Origin of the sequence: Bradyrhizobium sp. USDA 4541 (assembly GCF_024171085.1) — a bacterium.
Taxonomy (GTDB): Bacteria; Pseudomonadota; Alphaproteobacteria; order Rhizobiales; family Xanthobacteraceae; genus Bradyrhizobium; species Bradyrhizobium australafricanum.
The window spans coordinates 4,831,224-4,848,528 of the sequence record NZ_JALJZF010000001.1 but is presented as its reverse complement, the minus strand read 5'-3'; the positions used below and the strand labels follow the sequence as shown (position 1 = coordinate 4,848,528).

Sequence of the window (17,305 nt, the reverse complement as noted above, 5' to 3'; positions counted from 1 at the left end):
CGCGCGCTCTTCGGCGTCACGTCATGATCCGCAAATTCCAGCAAACGAGACGACATGCTTCCCTCCCAGCGCCATCTGTTCGAGATTCCACGCGAGGTCTGCTACCTGAATTCGGCGTCCTACAGCCCGCTGCCGCTGAAGACGCTCGAGGCCGGCCGCACAGCGGTCGGACGCAAAGGCCAGCCCTGGACGATCGATCCCGGCTTCGCCGGCCGGCAGCATGAGCGCGCCCGTAGCGCGGCGGCCCGCCTGATCAAGGCCGCGCCCGACGATGTCGCGCTGATCCCCGCGATCAGCTACGGCGTCGCGACGGTGGCGAAGGCGCTGAGCATTCCGCGCGGCTCACGCGTCATCGTGCTGGAGAACGACCATTCCTCGCCGGTCCTCGAATGGCACGCCCGCGCCGAGGCGCAGGGGTTCGTCGTCGACACCGTACGCCAGCCCGCCGACGGCGACTGGACATCGGCAGTGCTGGCAACGATCGAGCGGTCAGGCGCGCCGCCGGTCGGCCTCGCCTCGATCTCCTCGGTGCACTGGTCGGACGGCGGCATGATCGACGTCGACAAGGTGCAGGCCGCGCTGCGGCGGCACGGCGCAATGTTCGTCATCGACGCCACGCAGAGTGCGGGTGTCGTGGCGATGGACGTGACGAGGCTCGACCCCGACGCCGTGATGTTTCCGACCTACAAATGGCTGATCGGGCCCTACGGGCGCGCCTTCCTCTACATTGCAAAACGCCACCAGAACGGCGTGCCGCTGGAGCAGACCTCCAGCGGCCGCCGCAACGTCAACTCCGAGAATCCGGTCTATTTCGGCGATCTCGCCTATGTCGACAACGCCACGCGTTACGACATGGGCGAGCGCGATCATTTCATCACGCTGGAGATGGCCTCGATCGGCATGGAGATGATGGCGGAATGGGGCGCCGCTGCCGTCAGCACGCGGCTCGCGATGCTCAACGAGCGGATCGCGGGCGGCGTGCGTGATCTCAAGCTCGATATGCTGGCGCGCGACCTACGTGCGCCGCACATCCTGAGCCTCGGCATGGCGGGCGGCATCCCGAAAGAATTGATCGCGCGGCTCGCCGCCGAGAACATCCATGTCGCGCTGCGGCTCGGCCGGATGCGGATCTCGCCGCACGTTTTCAACGACGAGGCCGATGTCGATCGCCTCGTCGCTGTCTTGACCAAAGCGCTGCGCGGTTAGCTGGACTTGTGCCGCAGTCCGACGACGCCGAACAGTTCGATCGCTAACGCGACGGCCACTCCGGCCGCGCCGATCACGAACAGCAGCGCATAGTCGCCGCCGCTGCGCGCGAACAGCCAGGACAGGCCGTACGCCCCCGCCGCCTGGAACAGCGCGAAGGTCGTGGTGGCCTGCGCCCAGGCTGAACGCTGGCTCGCCGCGGAATGCGGGATCAGCTCGTGGATGCGGCCGATCACCAGCGGCACGATGCCGGGCGTGAAGCCGCCGACGATCAGGCTCGACACGATCAGCGCGGCAGGCGATGTCGTCACGGCCGGCAGCGCCACCACAACCGCCTCGATCAGGAACGCCGCGCGGAGCGCCGCGGCGAAGCCGGCGCGATCGGCGAGGTGTCCCGTGAGCAACGGTCCGACCACGGCGCCAATGCCGTACAGCACCCAGTAATGCGATCCCGCCGCGATCCCCTGCCCAAGCCCGCGGGCGACGAAATCGACCAGGAACACCATGTGCGGCACCAGCGCCAGCGCGTTGAGGCCGTATTCCAGGCACAGCGCGATCACCAGCGGCGAGCGCAGGCCATGCGACGCGACGGGCTGCTCGACCACGCCACGTGCGGCGGGAGCTTCGGCAGGCCACGCCTTCCAGCTGACCAGTGTCAGCACCGCCGACAGCACGCCAAGACCGTACCAGGCCTGCTTGACGCCCTGCTGCAGCAACAGCGGCACCAGCGTGCCGGACGCGGCGACGCCGAGGCCAACACCGGCAAAGATCACGCCGCCGATCAGGCCGCGCTTGCTGGGTGCGGTATGCGGCAGGATCGCCGTTGCCGCCAGCACCATGATCACGCCGCCGCTGACGCCAGCGAGAAAGCGAAAACCGAAGAACCAGATGAAGGAGATCGGCACCGCGCAGGCAAAGCAGGTGATCGCGGCCAGCACCATCATGCCGCGCAGCGCCCACACCGAGCCGATGCGCGCGCCGAGATCGCGGGCGAGCAGCGCGCCGGCGAGATAGCCGGCAAGGTTGGCCGCACCGAGATAGACCGCTTCCGCCGGCGTGAACCACTTTGCGGCGATCAAAGCCGGGATCAGCGGTGTGTAGGCGAAGCGCGCCAGTCCGAGCCCGACCAGCGAGGCGCACAGCCCCGCGGCCGCGGACAGCCACAGCGGCCCGCCCGCATCGCGATCCGGCGCGGCGTGATGATGGCGCCTGTGATGATCGACATTGGCTGACATGGACATCGCAGTAGGCCCTCCGGCCGTTCATGAAAAATGATTAGTTGCGATCGCAGCAATCGCTCGCAGCGATCACGGCTCACCTCTCCCGATCGGGAGAGGTGCACATTCGGTTTGGGGAAAGCCTTCAGCGGGAAGATTTGGACGCCGCAGCGGCAGCGAGCTTCTTGCGATAGTCCAGCGCGGGCAGCCCGCCCCAGCCCCAATTATCGGTATCAACTTCCTCGATGACGACGAACGTCGACTCCATGGGCTTGCCAAGCACGTCGCGCAGCAGTTCGCTGGCGCCCTTGATCAATGCCGCCTTCTGCTCCGGCGTGGTAGACGACGCCCCCGGCGCCGTCCCCTCACGCGTGACCTGGATGGTGACGATAGGCATGGCACTCTCCGGATCGTGCTCGTTAATGACCGGCGCTCTGGCCGCCGTCGACATGCAGGATCTCGCCGGTGACGAAGCCCGCGCCTTCCAGGAACAGCACGGCGTCGACGATGTCCTTGGCTTCACCCATTCGTCCGACCGGATGCAGCTTGGCGAGGAAGTCGTGCGTCGCCGGCGCGTGCATCGGGGTCTTGATCACACCGGGCGCCACCGCGTTCACGCGGATGCCCTTGGCGGCATATTCGATGGCGAGCGACTTGGTGGCGGCGTTCAGGCCGCCCTTGGTCAGCGAGGCCAGCACCGAGGGAACGTTGCTGTTGGCGTGATCGACCAGGCTGGTCGTGATCTGCACGATGTGCCCGGATCCCTGCTTCTCCATCTCCCTGGCGGCGCGGCGGGTGATGTAGAAGAAGCCGTTGAGGTTGGTCGCGAGCACCTGCGCGTAGTCCTGGTCGGTGTAGTCGGTGAACGGCTTGGCCAGGAAGATGCCGGCATTGTTGACCAGCGTGTCGATGCGGCCGAAGCGCCCGAGCGCCTGCTTGACGATGCGGTCGGCGACTTCGGGATCGCCGATGTCGCCTGTGACGGTCAGAACGTCGCTGTCGGTCGACGGCTTGATGCTGCGGGAATTGGCGACGACGCGCCAGTTGCGGTCGCGATAGCCCTTGACGATGGCCTCGCCGAGGCCCTGCGACGCACCGGTGACAATGGCAACCTTCTGCTCTGCACCCATGATCTCTCTCCATCTGTTGCTGAAGCGACCCAGCGCCGCTTCGATGGAGAGCAAGCTAGATACATCCGCTTTCCGCGCGAATGCCCGCTATTCGGCAGACACTCTTCCGCGGCGCGAACGAATGGCGCCGGCCCTGCTGGCCTCGCGCGACAGCCGCTCGAAATAGCGTTTCAGCCGCGGCGTCGCGAAATCGACGAAGGCGCGCACCTTGGGCACGTCGAAGCGGCCCTGCGGCGCCAAAAGATGCACCGGCAGCGGCGGATGCTCGTCGCCGGGGAGCAGGATCTGCAACCGCCCGTCACGGATTTCGTCGGCGATGTGATACGAGAACAGCCGGGTGACGCCGTGTCCTTCGCTGGCGGAGGCCACCGCCGCGCGCACCGTGTTGACGACCAGCCGCGGCGTGAACTGGACCGCGCGCGCGATCTTCGACTTCGCGGCCGGCGGGAAGCTCCAGGAGTCGAGCCCGAAATGCGTCATGGCGATGATCTGGTGCTTCGCCAGATCAGCCGGCTCGGCGATCAGCGGATGCTGCGCGAGATAGCCCGGCGATGCCGCCACCACGCGGCGCACCTCGCCGAGCTTGATCGCGATGAAACTGGAATCGGCGAGATGGGCGATGCGCAGCGCGACGTCGATCCCCTCGTCGATCAGATTGACGGTGCGATCGAGCATCACGAGCCGCACCGACACCGCCGGATAGTCCGTCATGAAGGCATCGAGCACCGGCCGCAGCAAATCCTCGCCGACCACGACGGGCGCGGTGACGGTCAGCGTGCCGCGCGGCACCGACCGCTCGCCACCCGCCGAGATGTCGGCTTCCTCGAGCTCGCTGAGGATACGACGGCATGCGGCCGCATAGCGCTGGCCGGCATCGCTCAGCTTCAGCGAGCGCGTCGTGCGATGTAGCAGCTCGGCGCCGACATAGTGCTCAAGGAAAGCGATCGCCCGGCTGACCGCCGCCGGCGAGCGCCGCAGTTTCCGGCCGGCACCGGCGAGGCTGCCCTCGTCGACCGCCGCAACGAAAACTTTCATGGCGTCGATGCGGTCCATGACGGCTCCTTCGCTGGAGACACCTTGGACGACATTGACGTCGATCTCTCACTTGTCGCCGAACTGTATCTTGCCGATGACATCGAAATTCGTCCCATTGGGCCGAAGTACAAAGAAATCTCCCATGGCGATCGATGGTTCAAGAACGATGTTTGAGATGTTGAGATCGTGGGTAATCATCACCAGGTTTGCGGAAGACCGATACTCAAGGATGTCTTGCAAGACCCGCTCCTGATCCGAATTCGCCTGGCTTTCGGACAACACACCTGGAGGCATCAGATATTGGACAGGCGTCGCGCGACCGAATGCAAGCTTCCCAGTGTCGATGCAACGGCAATACGGGCTGGTCAGGACCTCTCCGACCGCAATCCCGTGGGCACGGAACGCTTCGCCGATCCGCTTGGCTTGCTCAATGCCGCGGGCGGAAAGGTTTACTTCCTCGGAGCAGTTTCCGGGCGCGAGGTGCCCGATACCTTCTCGCATATCGACGTGGGTATGGCGCAGCAGGACAACCATGCCGCCTCGCTTCAATGCCACCCAGGCCTGTTCGTCATCGCCAAAGGCGTGATCGGCCGAGATCGCCAGCGAACATGCCAAAGCGAGGAGGACCATTGCTATTCTGCTGCTCAAGACTGAAAGCATTGGTCGGGAATGCTTGGGTTCAACGAGCCCTTAGCGATACCATGGATTCGGTTGAATGATCGAGATCGGGAATGTCGCCGGTTGGCCCATGGCGTCAACATAGGCGTGGCTGCCTGGCGCCGCTCTCGGGGCAAGCGGCCACAGGCATTCGTCGATGCAGGCCTTAGTCGGCCTCCACGTCATACTGCTTGCTGAGATGGTCGCCGATCTGCACCAGCATCGCGACGCATTCGGGATAGCCGGGCCTCGCCACCGTGGCGTCATCGGCGCTGGCGCGAAACTCCCAGCTGTCGCCGTCGCGCAGCACGGAGATGTCGATGCTGTCGGGGCAGTCGGCATGGGCCTTCAACTCGGCCCGCGCCATCGCGATCAGTTCGGCTTCGGTCTTGATCGGCTTGCTCATGTAACGACGTCCTCCCGGCGCTGTGCAACGGACGCCATGGTTGCCGATTTGACGGCACGATGTCGAGAACATCGCGTGCGATCACAACCAGTTGCAATTGACAAAATACTCGTCCCCGGCGAACATTTGGCAGGGTCGATACCACCCGCCGCTTGCACCCCGCCCGGGGACGGTGAAGGTATCAAGCCAAGCTTCAGGCTTCCTTTGCCCGCACGAACGGGTCAGCAACGCAAGCCCCTGACGCTTTCCGTTCGTCGATGCAAAGGTTGATCCCATGCGCGACTTTCGTGATGCCAAGGCCATGGCTCAGACGCTGCGCGAAGCGCTCGGCGCCAAATCGATCCCCCTCACCCACAGCGACAGCCTGGAAGTGATCGCCAAACTATTCGGCCAGCGCGACTGGAACACGCTGGCGGCACGGATACGGGCCGCCGGCGGATCCGCCGATGTGCTGCCTTCCGCTCAGCAATCGCCGCCGGACGTCATGCGGCAAGAGATCGCAGTCGCTGTGGCGGTGCTCGACCGCTATGCCGGCTTCTACCAGTTCAGCGAGCAGGCCGTCCTCAGTGTGATGCGCGAGGATCACCACTTGGCTGTACAGCTCACCGGGCAGCGTGCCGTACCGTTCTTTGCGGAGAGCCAGACCGAGTTTTTCGCCAGGGAGGTCGACGCGCAGATCAGCTTTGTCATCGCGGCTGACGGTCAGGCGACGTCACTGATCCTGCATCAAAATGGCGACAAGCCGATGCCGCGCATTGACGCTGCAAGTGCGAAACAGATTGCGGATCGCACCGCAGAGCGTGTGAAGAAACAGTCGCCGGCTCCAGGAACCGAGGCTGCGGTCCGCCGCCTGATCGAGGGGGTCGCATCGGGACAGCCCGACTATGCGGACATGACCCCTGCGCTCGCCGCGGCGACCCGCGAGCAATTGCCACACCTGCAGCCTTTCCTCGCCGACCTCGGCGCGATCGAAGCCACCCGCTTCCTCGGCGTCGGCGCGCAGGGCGAGGATGTCTACAGTGTGCGGCACGCCAACGGCGCCTCGCATTGGCGGATCGCGCTCGACGCCACCGGGATCATTTCGACCGCGTGGGTGTCTGCCGGGCCGTGAGACCCAGCGCGGCTACGGCGCCGCGCTGGCGCGGCGCTCGCCCTTGATCGCCGGCAGCGCGCTCACCGGCGCGACCTTTGGGTTGTCAGTCACCGATCCGGTCGCGACCGGATCGGGCAATGGCGCGCGGGCGGTGGCGTCGGGGAAGCGGGTCTTCATCTCGCGGATGAAGCCGTCGAGCGTGTCGACGCTGGCGGCCATTCGCGCGATCTGGGCGAATTCGGCGCTGGACGTCGCCACCGGCTTGCTGGCCGAGTCGAAGGCGAGCTTGTCGGCATCGCCGGACATCAGCGGCGCGTATTTCTCGCGGAACCGGGACAGCCCGATGGCGTCCTCGGCAAGCGCGTAGCCGACCACGGCGCGGATGATATCGGCCTTCTCGCCCGGATTGAGCGGGGTGAAGTCGCGCCAGCGGTCGCCATAATAGAGCTCGATCTGCTCGGACGCCTCGCGCCAGCGCCGCGACGCCCAATAGATGTCGGAGCGCAGCCGGATTGCCTCGCGGCCGGTGATGTTCGAGATGATGTCGAGCGCTAGATCGTGCCGGCCAACGTCGCTCTGCGCGCGCGCCTCGAGCAGCAGCCGCTGCTGGCGCAGCTCGCCGGAGAGATCCGCGATCCGCGTCGAGCGCAGCGCGGCAATGGCGCGGTCGGGCTTGCGGTTCATCAGATAGATCATCGCAAGGCGCGCCGCGACCTGGGCGCGGGCCGCGCCTTCAAGCCGCTTGTCGACCTGGTATTGCAGGAGGTCGGCGGCCTGGTCGAGCAGATCGACGCCGACCAGGCGGTCGGCGAGACGGCGGATCATCTCGTCGCCGCGGCGGCCGATCGGCGTCAGTTCGCGATATTCGTAGAAGGTGCCGAGCGCATCGATCGGCGACATCTCGACGCCCCTGGGGCCGAGGTAGAGCTGCACGAACAAGGCCGAGGCGCCATCCTGCGCCTGGCGCGATTCCGGCGCATTCGGCTGCAGCCGGGTCGCCGCACGCGTCACCGCGAAGGCGTCGGCATAGCGCGCCGTCTCGGCGTAGATCTTCGACAGCACATACAGCGTCTTCAGCTCGATATTGTCGCCGCGCCACAGCATCGACAGCAGCTCGAGCTCCTTCAGCACATCGTCGCGGCCGATCTCGCCGCGCTTCTGCTTGAGCAGCGTCTCCAGCAACCTGCCTTCGGCGGCAGCCTGGCGATCGGCCGAATTGGCGGCGAAGCGATAGGCGTCGAGCGCATCCTTCTCCTGGCCGAGCGCCTCGGCCAGCCGGCCGCGCAGCACCGCAACCGCGGGCTTCAGTTCGCCGGGAACGCCGACTACGTCGAGATCGCTCTTGCGCCGCGCGGCGCCGGCATAGTCCTTGACCTCGAGCGAGGCCTTCATCGAGTCCATGGTGACGATGCGCTGCAAATCGGGCGGCAGCGTCGCCACCGCGAATTCGGCGTTTTTGAACTTCTCGCGCGCCTCGGCCCATTTGCCCTCGCGGGCGAAGGCGAGCCCCTTCCACAATTGGGAATCGTAGCCGTTGCCGATCACGGGATTGGCGAGATCCTTCAGGCCCTGCGCCGGGTGGCCGATCAGGATGCTGGCGACCGCGTGCACCATCACCACCGACGCCGTCTCGCTGCCGCGCTTGCTCTCGGACAGGATCAGATTGGCGACACCATGGGCTTCCTGGTACATGCCGCGCGCCATGTAGAAGTCGGCGAGATCGAGCCGCGCCTGCGGCAGCTGCTCGGCATTGGCCGACGCGGTCGCCGCAATCAGGCCGTCGAGCTGCTTGAGGAACGTGTCTGACTGGTTCTTGCGCCACTCGTCCGGATCGAACAACGGCTTCACCGCCGCGGTCGCGCGCTCGGCGGCGACGTCGGCCGATGACAGCGTCAGGCCGCCCGGCCGGCCCAGCATCACCTTGTCGGCGCCGACCTCGGCCTTGACGTCGTCCGCGTTCGGATGAACCACGACGCCGTGGATCGATTCCAGCAGCGAGAGCTCGACGAAATCCTGCCGCTTGATGATGCCGCGGGTCGGCGGCGGCGCGGTCACCACCCAGAGCGTATCGCCGGCGTCGGGATCGACCAGTCTGTGGAGCTGGCCGGGATTGGCGAGCGGTACGCTGACATTGGCGAGCGAGGGCTCCGAGATGTTGCGCACCACGGTGAGCGGCAATGGCGGCTTCTGCACGCGGTCGGCAAAGGTCAGCGTCCAGCTCACGCCGCGCGAGCGGTCGTCGCTTTCGAGCGACGGCATCTGCGGCCGGTTGAGGCGGAAGCGCACCGCCTGGCCTTTCTCCAGCGCGATCCGGCTGACATCTGATATCAGCGAGCCGGCCTTGGCGCGGACCGGATCGACGTCGATTGCCTCAGCCGTGTCGAACACCATCCAAACCGTGTCGGCGCGGCGGAACAGCGCCGCCGGCGTCGCGCCGGGGAATGAGAACGTCACGCGCAGGCCGTCGCTGTCGCGCTGGGCCTCGACCGCGGGCTTGCCGCCGGCACGGGCCTCCGCAGCGGGCGGCGATGGCGCCGCAGCCGCCTCCGGCGCTTCCATCGCCGGCGCGGCGGCGACAGCAGGCACCGGCCGTGGTGCGTCGGTCACGGGCGCCGTGTTCTGTTCCGCCGCAGAGCCGGCACCACCGTCGTGCGGCGGGGTCGGCGCAGCAGCGTTCTCGGCGTTGGCCGCAGGTGCCGCCGCGATTTTCGGCAGCTCGGGATCGGACGGTTCCGATCGGGGCTGCTCCGTTTTGGCGGGCGCGGCCGCCGGTTGCTCGCTCGTGGCTTGCTCCGGCTTGAGCGGCTCGGAGCGCAGCGGTTCGGACTTGGCAGGCTCGGACTTCGGCGGTTCGGTTTTGGACTGTTCAGGCTTGATCTCGATCTTGGCCTGCTGGGCGATGCTTTCCGACGTCACCGGCGCGATCGCCGCGGCGCCTTTCGGTTTGGCGCGCGGCGTCGGCAACAATGAGCTCAGCGAGGGCTTTGCCGCCTGCTGCTCGTTCTGCTGGAAGGCGACGTCGACGATGTAGTTCTTCTCGTCGCGGAACGAATGCACGTCGACATCGCCCATCAGCGACACATCGACTGCCGACGTGTCCGTGTCGGCGCGCGCGCTGATCGACGCGACATTCGGTGGGGCGGCGACCTTGGCATCGGCAAGGTCGAAGGTCAGGACCGAGTTGAAGGACAGTGTCAACTTCTGCTCGTTCAGCACCGAGGAGACACTGACCCCGTCGGGCACCTCGAACACGAAACGGACGAAGGTGGGTTGCACCAGCGCGCGAACCCGCACCGGCGGCTTCTTCTTGGCGGCGTCGGCGGCACGCTGCATGCGCAGCAGGCGCTCGGCGGCGCGGGCGCGCTCGGCAAGCTCGCGGATCACCTCCTGCGGCAGCGACGGCGGCGGGCCGGTCCAGCTGTCGGGCAGGAAGTCGATGAAGATGCGCTCGCCGGCGGTCATGGTGTTGACGGAGACGCGGCGCGCCAGCGAGAGACGGATCGCCGAGCCGTCGGGATCGCGGCGTGCGGCGCCGACATAATCGGGCACCGCATCCTGCAGTTTCTCGACGGGGATATCGACCGGACGTTTGAAGCGGATCACGATGATCGAGCCGGCGGTCGTGACCTCCGACTCGACATCCTCCTTCAGCTTCAGCACCAGCCGGGCATAGCCGTTCGCGGCAGAGAATGTCGCCTCACCTGGCACCGCGTCTTCGGCCCGCGCCGCAGTCGGATAGGTAAGGGTTGTAAGCGCAAGGGCGGTGGCAAGCAGGCACAGACGCGCGGTCCGCGCCAAGGCGCGGCCTAGCGACCATGTTCCAGCGGCAGCCGTTCGCGCCATCTCGAAACGTTTTCTCGGGACCCCAGCCATACCAAGCGCGAAGCGCCCTCGCCCACGCTTCCCGATCTTGGATCGGGCGGCGTTAAGGAGCTGTTAACGTCAACGGATTGTTTCGGACCGGCCCCTGCCACGGAATGACTGTGTACTATAGTTGACAAATCGACCGCGTTGTGTATGATCCAGGTCGTTCAGACCGACGCTTTTGCGCACGGGCTCAACTCGCTAGCCGACATAAAAGCGGTCGCCCGGATCTGCGCACGCATCCGGCGTCTCTATTTCACGCGTCGAGGCAAAACCATCGTGCTCCTGCTCTGCGGTGGCGACAAGCGAACCCAAAGCAAGGACGTCAAGGCGGCCCAGACGATGGTGAAGGAGATTTGAGATGCCGCTCAAGACGACCAAGTTCGACATCAAGGATCATCTGAAGACGCTAGAGCAGCAGATCGCCTATCTCGAAGCGGCGCTGGAAGAGGACGATCCCTCGTTCATCGCGACAGCTATCGGCGACATCGCCAGAGCTCGCGGCGTATCGCAGTTTTCGCGCGAAACTGGCTTGAGCCGCGAAGTGATCTACAAGTCATTCCGGCCCGGCGGCAATCCGACTATTGAAACCCTGAACAAGGCGACAAAAGCGCTCGGTTTGAAGCTGAAGCTTGTTCCGAGCGCCGCCTAGCTGCGCAGATAGCGGTGCGCGGTATCCTCGCAGAATTGGAGTCAGCCAGGGGCCCGCTGCGCGGCTGTGACCGGACAGGATTTGGCCTTGCAACGAGCCTTACTCCGCGCTGCCGGGTACCGTGCGCAAATACGCCACGATGGCATCGAGGTCATCGGAACTGATCCGGGCGTAGTAGTGGTATCCCATCGGTCGACCGAGACGGCTGCCATCGCGGCTGACACCGTCGGTGATCGCACGCTTGATCTCGTCGTCGCTCCATGTGCCGATCCCATTGGTCTTGTTCTGCGTGATGTTGCGTGAGACCGAGATACCCCACGGCCCGGAGAATTTGACGCCACCCGCGCCAAGACTGCTCTTGTATTCTCGTCCCCTCGGTCCAATCGGCGTATGGCACGCCATGCAATGCGCGATCGTGACGAGATAGAATCCCTTCTGCACCTTGTCGCTCATCATCGGTTCGGCGAATGGGTTCTCGCCGCCCGGCGGAACGTTCTCGACTTGAGGCACCTTGTAGATCGGATCGGGCACCTTGTTGTGGACCGGCGTGATCGTACGCAAATATGCGACGACCGCGTCGAGATCATTTTCCGTCAGGATGTGATAGAAGCTGGTCGGCATGATCATCGCGGTGTGCACGCCCTTTGGGGTTTGCCCGGTCCGCAGCAGTTTCTTGATATCGGCGTCGCTCCAGCTTCCGATGCCTGTTTCCTTGTCTTGCGTGATGTTGGCGGCATGCACTGTGAACGGCGGCTCGTCCCAGTATCCCCCGCCCGAGAACGCCTTCTCCAAAACATCGCCGTTCGGTCCTTTGGGCGTGTGGCAATTGCCGCAAGCCAGAATGCCGTTGACAAGGTAATCGCCCCGCTTGACGAGTTCGGGTTGGGCCCATGCCAGATTGGTGGTGGCGATGACGACAAGCATCATGAACAGGCTACGCATATTGGTTTCCTCGAAATTTCTCGGTGATGAAAAATTCAATTTCTGATCGGGCGCAGCTTCGCGCCCGGCACAAGAGCAATTCAATCAATCAACTCAAGCGGCGGTCCATGCGACCGCAATCGCGGAAGGCTCCAAAGCAGCGAAGTCACGCTGGCCTTCCTCACGCCAATGCTAGACCCGCATCAAGCACTTTGGCAATGTCTGCGATGGCTCTGTTGCAATGGCCTTGGCGCCGTTCGGCACGGATGTACGCCGAGGCGCCACGAGAGGGGGCCACAAGCCGCCCTGCTCCGCTTATGTCGGCAAAGGATCGTGACCATCAGGCCGCCTTGTGCCCGCTTGTCCATTTGCACCGGATCGGGGCGACTTGGCGAACTCGGCCGGACGGACATCGGAGCGGTCAAGCCGCCCCGTTGATTGGTAATAATGATTTATCGCAACGCGGAAGCAGCACTGCTGCCTCACTCGATTTCCGATTGTTCTGCAATAATTTCTTTTTGAGAGGATCGCCCATGCGAAAGCCACTATCAATTCTTGCTCTCTTAATGAGTGTCTCGATTGCCCAAGCCGGTCCGAAGGAGGACGCAGCGCAGCTCGTTGAGGGAGCAAAGCCTTCGCTGACGCCGACCTTGACGGTATCGTCGGTTTCTATGCCCCGGAAGCGACCATGATCGGGACGTTCGGCAAGGTCGTCATGACGAAGCCGGAGCAAATCCGCAAATACTTCGAAGCGACAATCCTCAATTCGCCCCCCAACACTGTGGCGCTGCAAAGCGCAGAGGCTCTCCTGATCGACGAGAGGACGGTGGTGCTTGCCGGGTTCGACACCATCTCCGGCGTCATGAAGGATGGCCAGCCTTATAGCAGCCTCGGCCGCGTCACATTCGTGATCGCGAAGCAAGGCTCGGATTGGAAGATTGTCCATCTGCACCGGTCTCCACTCCCGAAAACCTGACGACAGACCCCATCAATTCGTCTTCGGGGTGAGCATCTTGCCTTCGATCTTGGGAAGATCGTCGGTCGAGGCCGACTTGTCGCCGCCGGCACGGCGGGCGAGTTCGACCGTGAGCCGTTCGGCGGCTTCCGGCTGCATCAGGCCGAGGATGTCGGACATCTTGCGCGGCTGGATCTGCGAGGCGATCTGGTAGAGCACGTTCATTTCCAGACGATCGAACACCTTCGCGGCGTCCTTCGGCTTCATGTTCTCGTACATGGTGACGATGCCCTTGAAGCGCGCGGCATCGGCTTCCGCCTTTGCCGCGGCATCGGCATTCGTCTTGGCGTCATTGGCCTTGGCCTCCTCGACCTTGGCCTCGATGCGCTTCTCGGCGGCCTTCAGCAGGCTTTCGCGGATCTCGACCTCGCGCGCACGCGTCTCGAGCTCCTGGCGGCGCGCCTGCAGCCGCTCCAGGATCGCGCGCTCGGATGCCGACACTTGCGGCGGCGCATCCAGGTTGACGACGACGCCATCGGGCTTGGACGGCTCCGCGGCCGGTGCGGCCGGCTTCGGCGCCTCGTCCTTCTTGGCGTCCTTGTGCTCGACCGATCCCGTGATGTCGCCGGGATCGGCCTTGATCTTGCTGTCCACCACCGCCTTGCCGGCGCCGGGGAAGTTGAAATTCTGTTGCGCCCAAGATGGGCCAGCCGGGCCGGCCGGCGGCGTATCGTCGGCAAACACGTAACCGCCATCGAGCACGAGGCCGGCGACCTTCAGCACCATCAGGCCGAAGATCGCGACCAGCACCACGGGCATCACTCTGATGTCACGAAGCAACTTCATGCAGCGAGGCCGCCGGCCCTCCTGCGCTCGGTGAAGGCTTCAGCCGCCGCGGCAACCGCGTGTGCGGCCGAGACCCTGGGCGCCGGCGCCACTGGCGCGGCGGGCGCAGCCGCCGGTGCCGGTGCATGCGCGGGCTCGGACGGCCGCGCGGCCATCGCGATCTTGGACAGGCGGCGCACCACGTGGTCGCCCTCCGCCAGCTGGTTCTTCAGCAGCGCCGACATCTGCGTCGCCGCATCGAGCTGGTTGCCGAGGTTCTCGTTGACGTCGCGGACCGCATGCTTCAACCCGCCGATCGCCCGCTCGGCGATCTCGGTCGCGGTGATCAGTTCGGCGATCGTCGCCTTCAGCGAATGCTCGTCGGCCTTCAGCCGCTGCAGGCGCTTGTTGAGCAGCCAGCAATAGCCGATCGTCAGCATCAGCAGCACGGCTACCAGACTCTCGATTGCTAGTCCAAGCACATGACTCATGGTGCCTCCATCATCTTGGTCCGCTCGTCCGCCTTCTCGAACATCGCGAAGGTGGTTTGGGGTTTACGCAAATTCTTGGTGACGCGGATCGCGACACGGTCGCCGACCCGGCCCATGCGCCCTTCGGTCAGGGTGACGTTGCCGCAGCGCACCGAGACCAGCGCGTCGGAGCGGATATCCAGCGGCAGCGTGTCGCCGACCTTGAGCTTCATCAGCTCCTTCAGCGGGATATCGGCTTCATAGAGCACCGCATCGACCGCGATCTCGGCCTGCGCCACTTCGGTGGCGAAATGGCCTTCCCAGATCGGGTCGCGGCCGAACTTTTCGCCCATGAACATCTGCAACAGCACGTTGCGGATCGGTTCGATGGTGGCGTAGGGCAGCAGCAATTCGACATTGCCGCCGCGGTCTTCCATGTCGATGCGCAAGCGCACCAGGATCGCGGCATTGGCCGGGCGGCTGATCGCGGCAAAGCGCGGGTTGGTCTCGAGCCGGTCGATCGTGAAGGTCACCGGCGACAGCGGCCGGAACGCCTGCTCGGCATCCGACAGCACCACTTCGACCAGCCGCTTGACGAGGTTGGTCTCGATCGTGGTGTAGGGCCGGCCCTCGATGCGCAGCTGGGTCTGGCCGCGGCGGCCGCCGAGCAGCACGTCGATCATCGAATAGATCAGGCTGGAATCGACGGTAGCGAGCCCGAAGTTCTCCCACTCCTCCGCCTTGAACACCGAGAGCACCGCCGGCAACGGGATCGAGTTCATGTAGTCGCCGAAGCGCACCGAGGTGATGCGGTCGAGCGAGACCTCGACGTTGTCGGAGGTGAAATTGCGCAAACTGGTCGTCATCAACCGCACCAGGCGGTCGAACACGATTTCGAGCATCGGCAGACGCTCGTAGGACACCATCGCGGAATCGATGATGGCGCGGATGCCGGAATGGTCGTCGAGGCTAACGTCGCCGACCGTGAAGCCGAGGAGATTGTCGATCTCCTCCTGCGACAGCACGCGCTCGCCATTGGTGCTCTTGCTGCCGAAGTCGCGGCTGCCGTCCTCGACCATGGCGGCCCATTGCAGCGCCATGTTCTCGGTGAGCTCGTTCTTTGCGGCTTCCGCCGCGGCCGCCGCGGGATCCTCGGAATCGAGCGAGGCTTCCCACTGCGCCGCAATGGCGTCCTGGTCCATCTGGTCGTTGCCGGCCATGGCTTTACATCCACCCCGTCACTGGATCACGACTTCCTTGAACAGCACCGCGTTGACCTGGTTAGGTGCCAGCGCAAGGTTGACGCGCTTGGTCAGTTCTTCCTTGAGGCGGAACAGGCCGGCCGAGCCGTTGAGGTCGCTCGGGCGCAGCTCGCGCATGTAGGTCTGGAACAGGTCGGTGACGCGCGGCAGCGCCGGCTTGATCGCCTCGACCTGCTTCTCTTCCTTGACCTCGAGCACGAGCTTCAGCTTGAGATATTGCACGCGCTCGCCGGGCGCGCCGACCAGATTGACCAGCATGTCCGGCACGTCGACGAAGCTCGGCGGCTTCGGCGGCGGCGCTTCGGCGTGCTGCTCCTCGCCGTGGCCGCGCATGAAGACGAACCAGCCGCCGGCGCCCGCGCCGAGCACGACGAGGCCGACGACGGCAATGATCAGCTTGAGCTTGCCCTTCTTCGGTGCGGCCGCGCCCTCGCCGCTGTCCGCCTTTTCCTCGTCCGCCATCGTCCGCTCGCTTCACTCTGAAGGATGCGAACGCGATTTGCCCCAGCCTTGGCCTGAAGACGCGATACAAATGCCGCCGGCGCACACGCGCCCCAATGCCGGCAACACTGGGGTCATAATGGTTAACGGAAGCTTAGGATTTACCATCCACTAGGAAAAAACTGCCGGGCAAACATGGTCAACAAGACCTTTCTGCCGCCCCGGGCCACACCCGGTAAAACAACTAAACCATTCAAATAACACACTATTCCAAGTTGGCACGGCTTTCGCTGAGAGGACGGCGTAACCCGCGGGTTTGGGAGAACCCAATGGTTACCGACGGGTCCGGCGTGGAGGTTTGGGAGAACCTGCATTCGGATCGCCTCACAGGGGAGAACCACCGATGCAGAATACGCTTCTGGTCGGCCTATCGAAGCAGATGGTGCTGGAACGGCAGATGGATGTCGTCTCCAACAACATCGCGAACATGAACACCAACGGCTACAAGGCCGACCGGTCGCTGTTCCAGGAATATCTGTCCTCGAACGCGCATGAGGACAATTTCGCCTCCTCCGACCGCCGCGTCTCCTTCGTGCAGGACCGCGCGACCTTCCACGATTTCGCGCAGGGCCCGACCGAAGAGACCAAGAACCCGCTCGACGTCGCGATCGACGGCAATGCCTTCCTGGTGGTGCAGACGCCGGGCGGCGAGCGCTACACCCGCGAAGGCAGCCTGCAGATCAACAATCGCGGCCAGTTGGTCACTGCTTCGGGCTACCAGGTGCTCGGCACCGCCGGCCCGATCACCTTCCAGCAGACCGACCACGACGTCTCGATCGCCGCCGACGGCAACATCACCGTGCTCGAGGGCACCTCCCGTCTCGACTCGATCCGCGGCAAGCTGCGCCTCGTCTCGTTCGCGCAGGCCCAGCGCCTGCTGAAGGAAGGCTCCAACCTCTACGCGCCGGGCGAAGGCACGCAGGCTCTGCCGGACACCAAGGCCCAGATCCGCCAGGGCTTCATCGAGAAGTCGAACGTCAATTCCGTCGTCGAGATGAGCCGCATGATCGAGATCACGCGGACCTACACCCAAATCGCCTCGCTGCTGCAGCAGCAGAGCGACCTGCACAAATCGGCGATCGAGAAACTCGCCGACGTGCCGAACTGATCC

General features: G+C 64.8%; 17 protein-coding genes and 1 pseudogene. 6 read left to right on the top strand and 12 right to left on the bottom strand.

The annotated features are described in order from the left end of the window. Window positions 1-54: 54 nt before the first annotated feature. Complete coding sequence (locus tag J2R80_RS22750; protein ID WP_076825636.1) at window positions 55-1,206, top strand: aminotransferase class V-fold PLP-dependent enzyme; 1,152 nt, start codon at window positions 55-57, stop codon at window positions 1,204-1,206. On the opposite strand, the gene J2R80_RS22745 is transcribed toward J2R80_RS22750, so the two are convergent. The 6 genes from J2R80_RS22745 to J2R80_RS22720 all read right to left on the bottom strand — a co-directional run bounded on the left by J2R80_RS22745 (window position 1,203) and on the right by J2R80_RS22720 (window position 5,651). Continuing rightward, window positions 1,203-2,447, bottom strand: coding sequence for a YbfB/YjiJ family MFS transporter (locus J2R80_RS22745; protein WP_244558690.1), 1,245 nt, complete (start codon window positions 2,445-2,447; stop codon window positions 1,203-1,205). The two genes, J2R80_RS22750 and J2R80_RS22745, sit on opposite strands and share 4 nt — an antisense overlap. A 121-nt stretch (window positions 2,448-2,568) precedes the next feature. After that, a complete protein-coding gene (locus J2R80_RS22740) occupies window positions 2,569-2,820 on the bottom strand; it encodes a 4-oxalocrotonate tautomerase family protein (protein WP_028337158.1) in 252 nt (83 codons plus the stop codon). A 22-nt stretch (window positions 2,821-2,842) separates the two neighbouring features. After that, a complete protein-coding gene (locus tag J2R80_RS22735) occupies window positions 2,843-3,553 on the bottom strand; it encodes an SDR family NAD(P)-dependent oxidoreductase (protein ID WP_253589869.1) in 711 nt (236 codons plus the stop codon). 87 nt (window positions 3,554-3,640) lie between these two features. Beyond that, on the bottom strand, window positions 3,641-4,606 hold the full coding sequence (locus tag J2R80_RS22730) for a LysR family transcriptional regulator (protein ID WP_076825639.1): 966 nt from the start codon (window positions 4,604-4,606) through the stop codon (window positions 3,641-3,643). Between the two features lie 48 nt (window positions 4,607-4,654). Next, window positions 4,655-5,218: a histidine phosphatase family protein gene (locus J2R80_RS22725; RefSeq protein ID WP_253589868.1), complete on the bottom strand. Its 564-nt coding sequence runs from the start codon at window positions 5,216-5,218 to the stop codon at window positions 4,655-4,657. Window positions 5,219-5,411: 193 nt separating this feature from the next. Further along, window positions 5,412-5,651 carry a hypothetical protein gene (locus J2R80_RS22720; RefSeq protein ID WP_076825642.1) on the bottom strand — a complete coding sequence of 80 codons (240 nt, stop codon included), beginning with the start codon at window positions 5,649-5,651 and terminating at the stop codon, window positions 5,412-5,414. A gap of 301 nt (window positions 5,652-5,952) precedes the next feature. Between J2R80_RS22720 and J2R80_RS22715 the strand changes: the two genes are divergently transcribed. Then, window positions 5,953-6,762, top strand: a complete 810-nt coding sequence (locus J2R80_RS22715; protein ID WP_253639459.1) for a glyoxalase superfamily protein — start codon at window positions 5,953-5,955, stop codon at window positions 6,760-6,762. A gap of 12 nt (window positions 6,763-6,774) precedes the next feature. Here J2R80_RS22715 and J2R80_RS22710 read toward each other — a convergent pair whose 3' ends face one another. Continuing rightward, window positions 6,775-10,587 (bottom strand): tetratricopeptide repeat protein, encoded by a 3,813-nt coding sequence (locus tag J2R80_RS22710; protein WP_253639458.1) that lies wholly within the window; start codon window positions 10,585-10,587, stop codon window positions 6,775-6,777. A 174-nt stretch (window positions 10,588-10,761) separates the two neighbouring features. Here J2R80_RS22710 and J2R80_RS22705 point away from each other — a divergent pair, with 174 nt between their 5' ends. Together J2R80_RS22705 and J2R80_RS22700 are read left to right on the top strand one after the other, a co-directional pair. Beyond that, window positions 10,762-10,968 carry a type II toxin-antitoxin system RelE/ParE family toxin gene (locus tag J2R80_RS22705; RefSeq protein WP_253639457.1) on the top strand — a complete coding sequence of 69 codons (207 nt, stop codon included), beginning with the start codon at window positions 10,762-10,764 and terminating at the stop codon, window positions 10,966-10,968. Between the two features lies 1 nt (window position 10,969). Further along, window positions 10,970-11,260 carry an addiction module antidote protein gene (locus J2R80_RS22700; RefSeq protein WP_028339801.1) on the top strand — a complete coding sequence of 97 codons (291 nt, stop codon included), beginning with the start codon at window positions 10,970-10,972 and terminating at the stop codon, window positions 11,258-11,260. Between the two features lie 99 nt (window positions 11,261-11,359). On the opposite strand, the gene J2R80_RS22695 is transcribed toward J2R80_RS22700, so the two are convergent. Beyond that, window positions 11,360-12,202 (bottom strand): c-type cytochrome, encoded by an 843-nt coding sequence (locus tag J2R80_RS22695; RefSeq protein WP_253639456.1) that lies wholly within the window; start codon window positions 12,200-12,202, stop codon window positions 11,360-11,362. A 619-nt stretch (window positions 12,203-12,821) separates the two neighbouring features. Between J2R80_RS22695 and J2R80_RS22690 the strand changes: the two are divergent. After that, window positions 12,822-13,157 (top strand): annotated as a pseudogene (locus tag J2R80_RS22690) (nuclear transport factor 2 family protein); the annotation flags it as partial. 12 nt (window positions 13,158-13,169) lie between these two features. Here the strand turns inward: J2R80_RS22690 and J2R80_RS22685 are convergent. From J2R80_RS22685 to fliL, 4 genes are read right to left on the bottom strand one after another with little or no spacing between them, the layout of a single operon-like run. After that, window positions 13,170-13,982: a MotE family protein gene (locus tag J2R80_RS22685; RefSeq protein WP_057018623.1), complete on the bottom strand. Its 813-nt coding sequence runs from the start codon at window positions 13,980-13,982 to the stop codon at window positions 13,170-13,172. Then, window positions 13,979-14,452, bottom strand: a complete 474-nt coding sequence (locus tag J2R80_RS22680) for a DUF6468 domain-containing protein (RefSeq protein ID WP_225647918.1) — start codon at window positions 14,450-14,452, stop codon at window positions 13,979-13,981. The genes J2R80_RS22685 and J2R80_RS22680 overlap by 4 nt, the downstream gene beginning before the upstream one ends. Then, window positions 14,449-15,651: a flagellar motor switch protein FliM gene (fliM, locus tag J2R80_RS22675; RefSeq protein WP_168854986.1), complete on the bottom strand. Its 1,203-nt coding sequence runs from the start codon at window positions 15,649-15,651 to the stop codon at window positions 14,449-14,451. The genes J2R80_RS22680 and fliM overlap by 4 nt, the downstream gene beginning before the upstream one ends. 18 nt (window positions 15,652-15,669) lie before the next feature. After that, window positions 15,670-16,155: a flagellar basal body-associated protein FliL gene (gene fliL, locus J2R80_RS22670; protein ID WP_253639454.1), complete on the bottom strand. Its 486-nt coding sequence runs from the start codon at window positions 16,153-16,155 to the stop codon at window positions 15,670-15,672. A 382-nt stretch (window positions 16,156-16,537) separates the two neighbouring features. On the opposite strand from fliL, the gene flgF reads away from it, so the two are divergent. Next, window positions 16,538-17,302 carry a flagellar basal-body rod protein FlgF gene (gene flgF, locus J2R80_RS22665; protein ID WP_057018627.1) on the top strand — a complete coding sequence of 255 codons (765 nt, stop codon included), beginning with the start codon at window positions 16,538-16,540 and terminating at the stop codon, window positions 17,300-17,302. The last annotated feature ends 3 nt before the right edge of the window (window positions 17,303-17,305 follow it).

Excerpts from the sequence above, each read along its gene's own strand:
- J2R80_RS22705 (WP_253639457.1), top strand. The coding sequence starts at position 10,762 with ATGATCCAGGTCGTTCAGACCGACGCTTTTGCGCACGGGCTCAACTCG.
- J2R80_RS22745 (WP_244558690.1), bottom strand. The coding sequence starts at position 2,447 with ATGTCCATGTCAGCCAATGTCGATCATCACAGGCGCCATCATCACGCC.
- fliL (WP_253639454.1), bottom strand. The coding sequence starts at position 16,155 with ATGGCGGACGAGGAAAAGGCGGACAGCGGCGAGGGCGCGGCCGCACCG.
- J2R80_RS22680 (WP_225647918.1), bottom strand. The coding sequence starts at position 14,452 with ATGAGTCATGTGCTTGGACTAGCAATCGAGAGTCTGGTAGCCGTGCTG.
- J2R80_RS22720 (WP_076825642.1), bottom strand. The coding sequence starts at position 5,651 with ATGAGCAAGCCGATCAAGACCGAAGCCGAACTGATCGCGATGGCGCGG.
- J2R80_RS22700 (WP_028339801.1), top strand. The coding sequence starts at position 10,970 with ATGCCGCTCAAGACGACCAAGTTCGACATCAAGGATCATCTGAAGACG.
- J2R80_RS22740 (WP_028337158.1), bottom strand. The coding sequence starts at position 2,820 with ATGCCTATCGTCACCATCCAGGTCACGCGTGAGGGGACGGCGCCGGGG.
- J2R80_RS22725 (WP_253589868.1), bottom strand. The coding sequence starts at position 5,218 with ATGGTCCTCCTCGCTTTGGCATGTTCGCTGGCGATCTCGGCCGATCAC.
- J2R80_RS22710 (WP_253639458.1), bottom strand. The coding sequence starts at position 10,587 with ATGGCGCGAACGGCTGCCGCTGGAACATGGTCGCTAGGCCGCGCCTTG.
- fliM (WP_168854986.1), bottom strand. The coding sequence starts at position 15,651 with ATGGCCGGCAACGACCAGATGGACCAGGACGCCATTGCGGCGCAGTGG.
- J2R80_RS22715 (WP_253639459.1), top strand. The coding sequence starts at position 5,953 with ATGGCTCAGACGCTGCGCGAAGCGCTCGGCGCCAAATCGATCCCCCTC.
- J2R80_RS22685 (WP_057018623.1), bottom strand. The coding sequence starts at position 13,982 with ATGAAGTTGCTTCGTGACATCAGAGTGATGCCCGTGGTGCTGGTCGCG.
- J2R80_RS22730 (WP_076825639.1), bottom strand. The coding sequence starts at position 4,606 with ATGGACCGCATCGACGCCATGAAAGTTTTCGTTGCGGCGGTCGACGAG.
- flgF (WP_057018627.1), top strand. The coding sequence starts at position 16,538 with ATGCAGAATACGCTTCTGGTCGGCCTATCGAAGCAGATGGTGCTGGAA.
- J2R80_RS22750 (WP_076825636.1), top strand. The coding sequence starts at position 55 with ATGCTTCCCTCCCAGCGCCATCTGTTCGAGATTCCACGCGAGGTCTGC.
- J2R80_RS22695 (WP_253639456.1), bottom strand. The coding sequence starts at position 12,202 with ATGCGTAGCCTGTTCATGATGCTTGTCGTCATCGCCACCACCAATCTG.
- J2R80_RS22735 (WP_253589869.1), bottom strand. The coding sequence starts at position 3,553 with ATGGGTGCAGAGCAGAAGGTTGCCATTGTCACCGGTGCGTCGCAGGGC.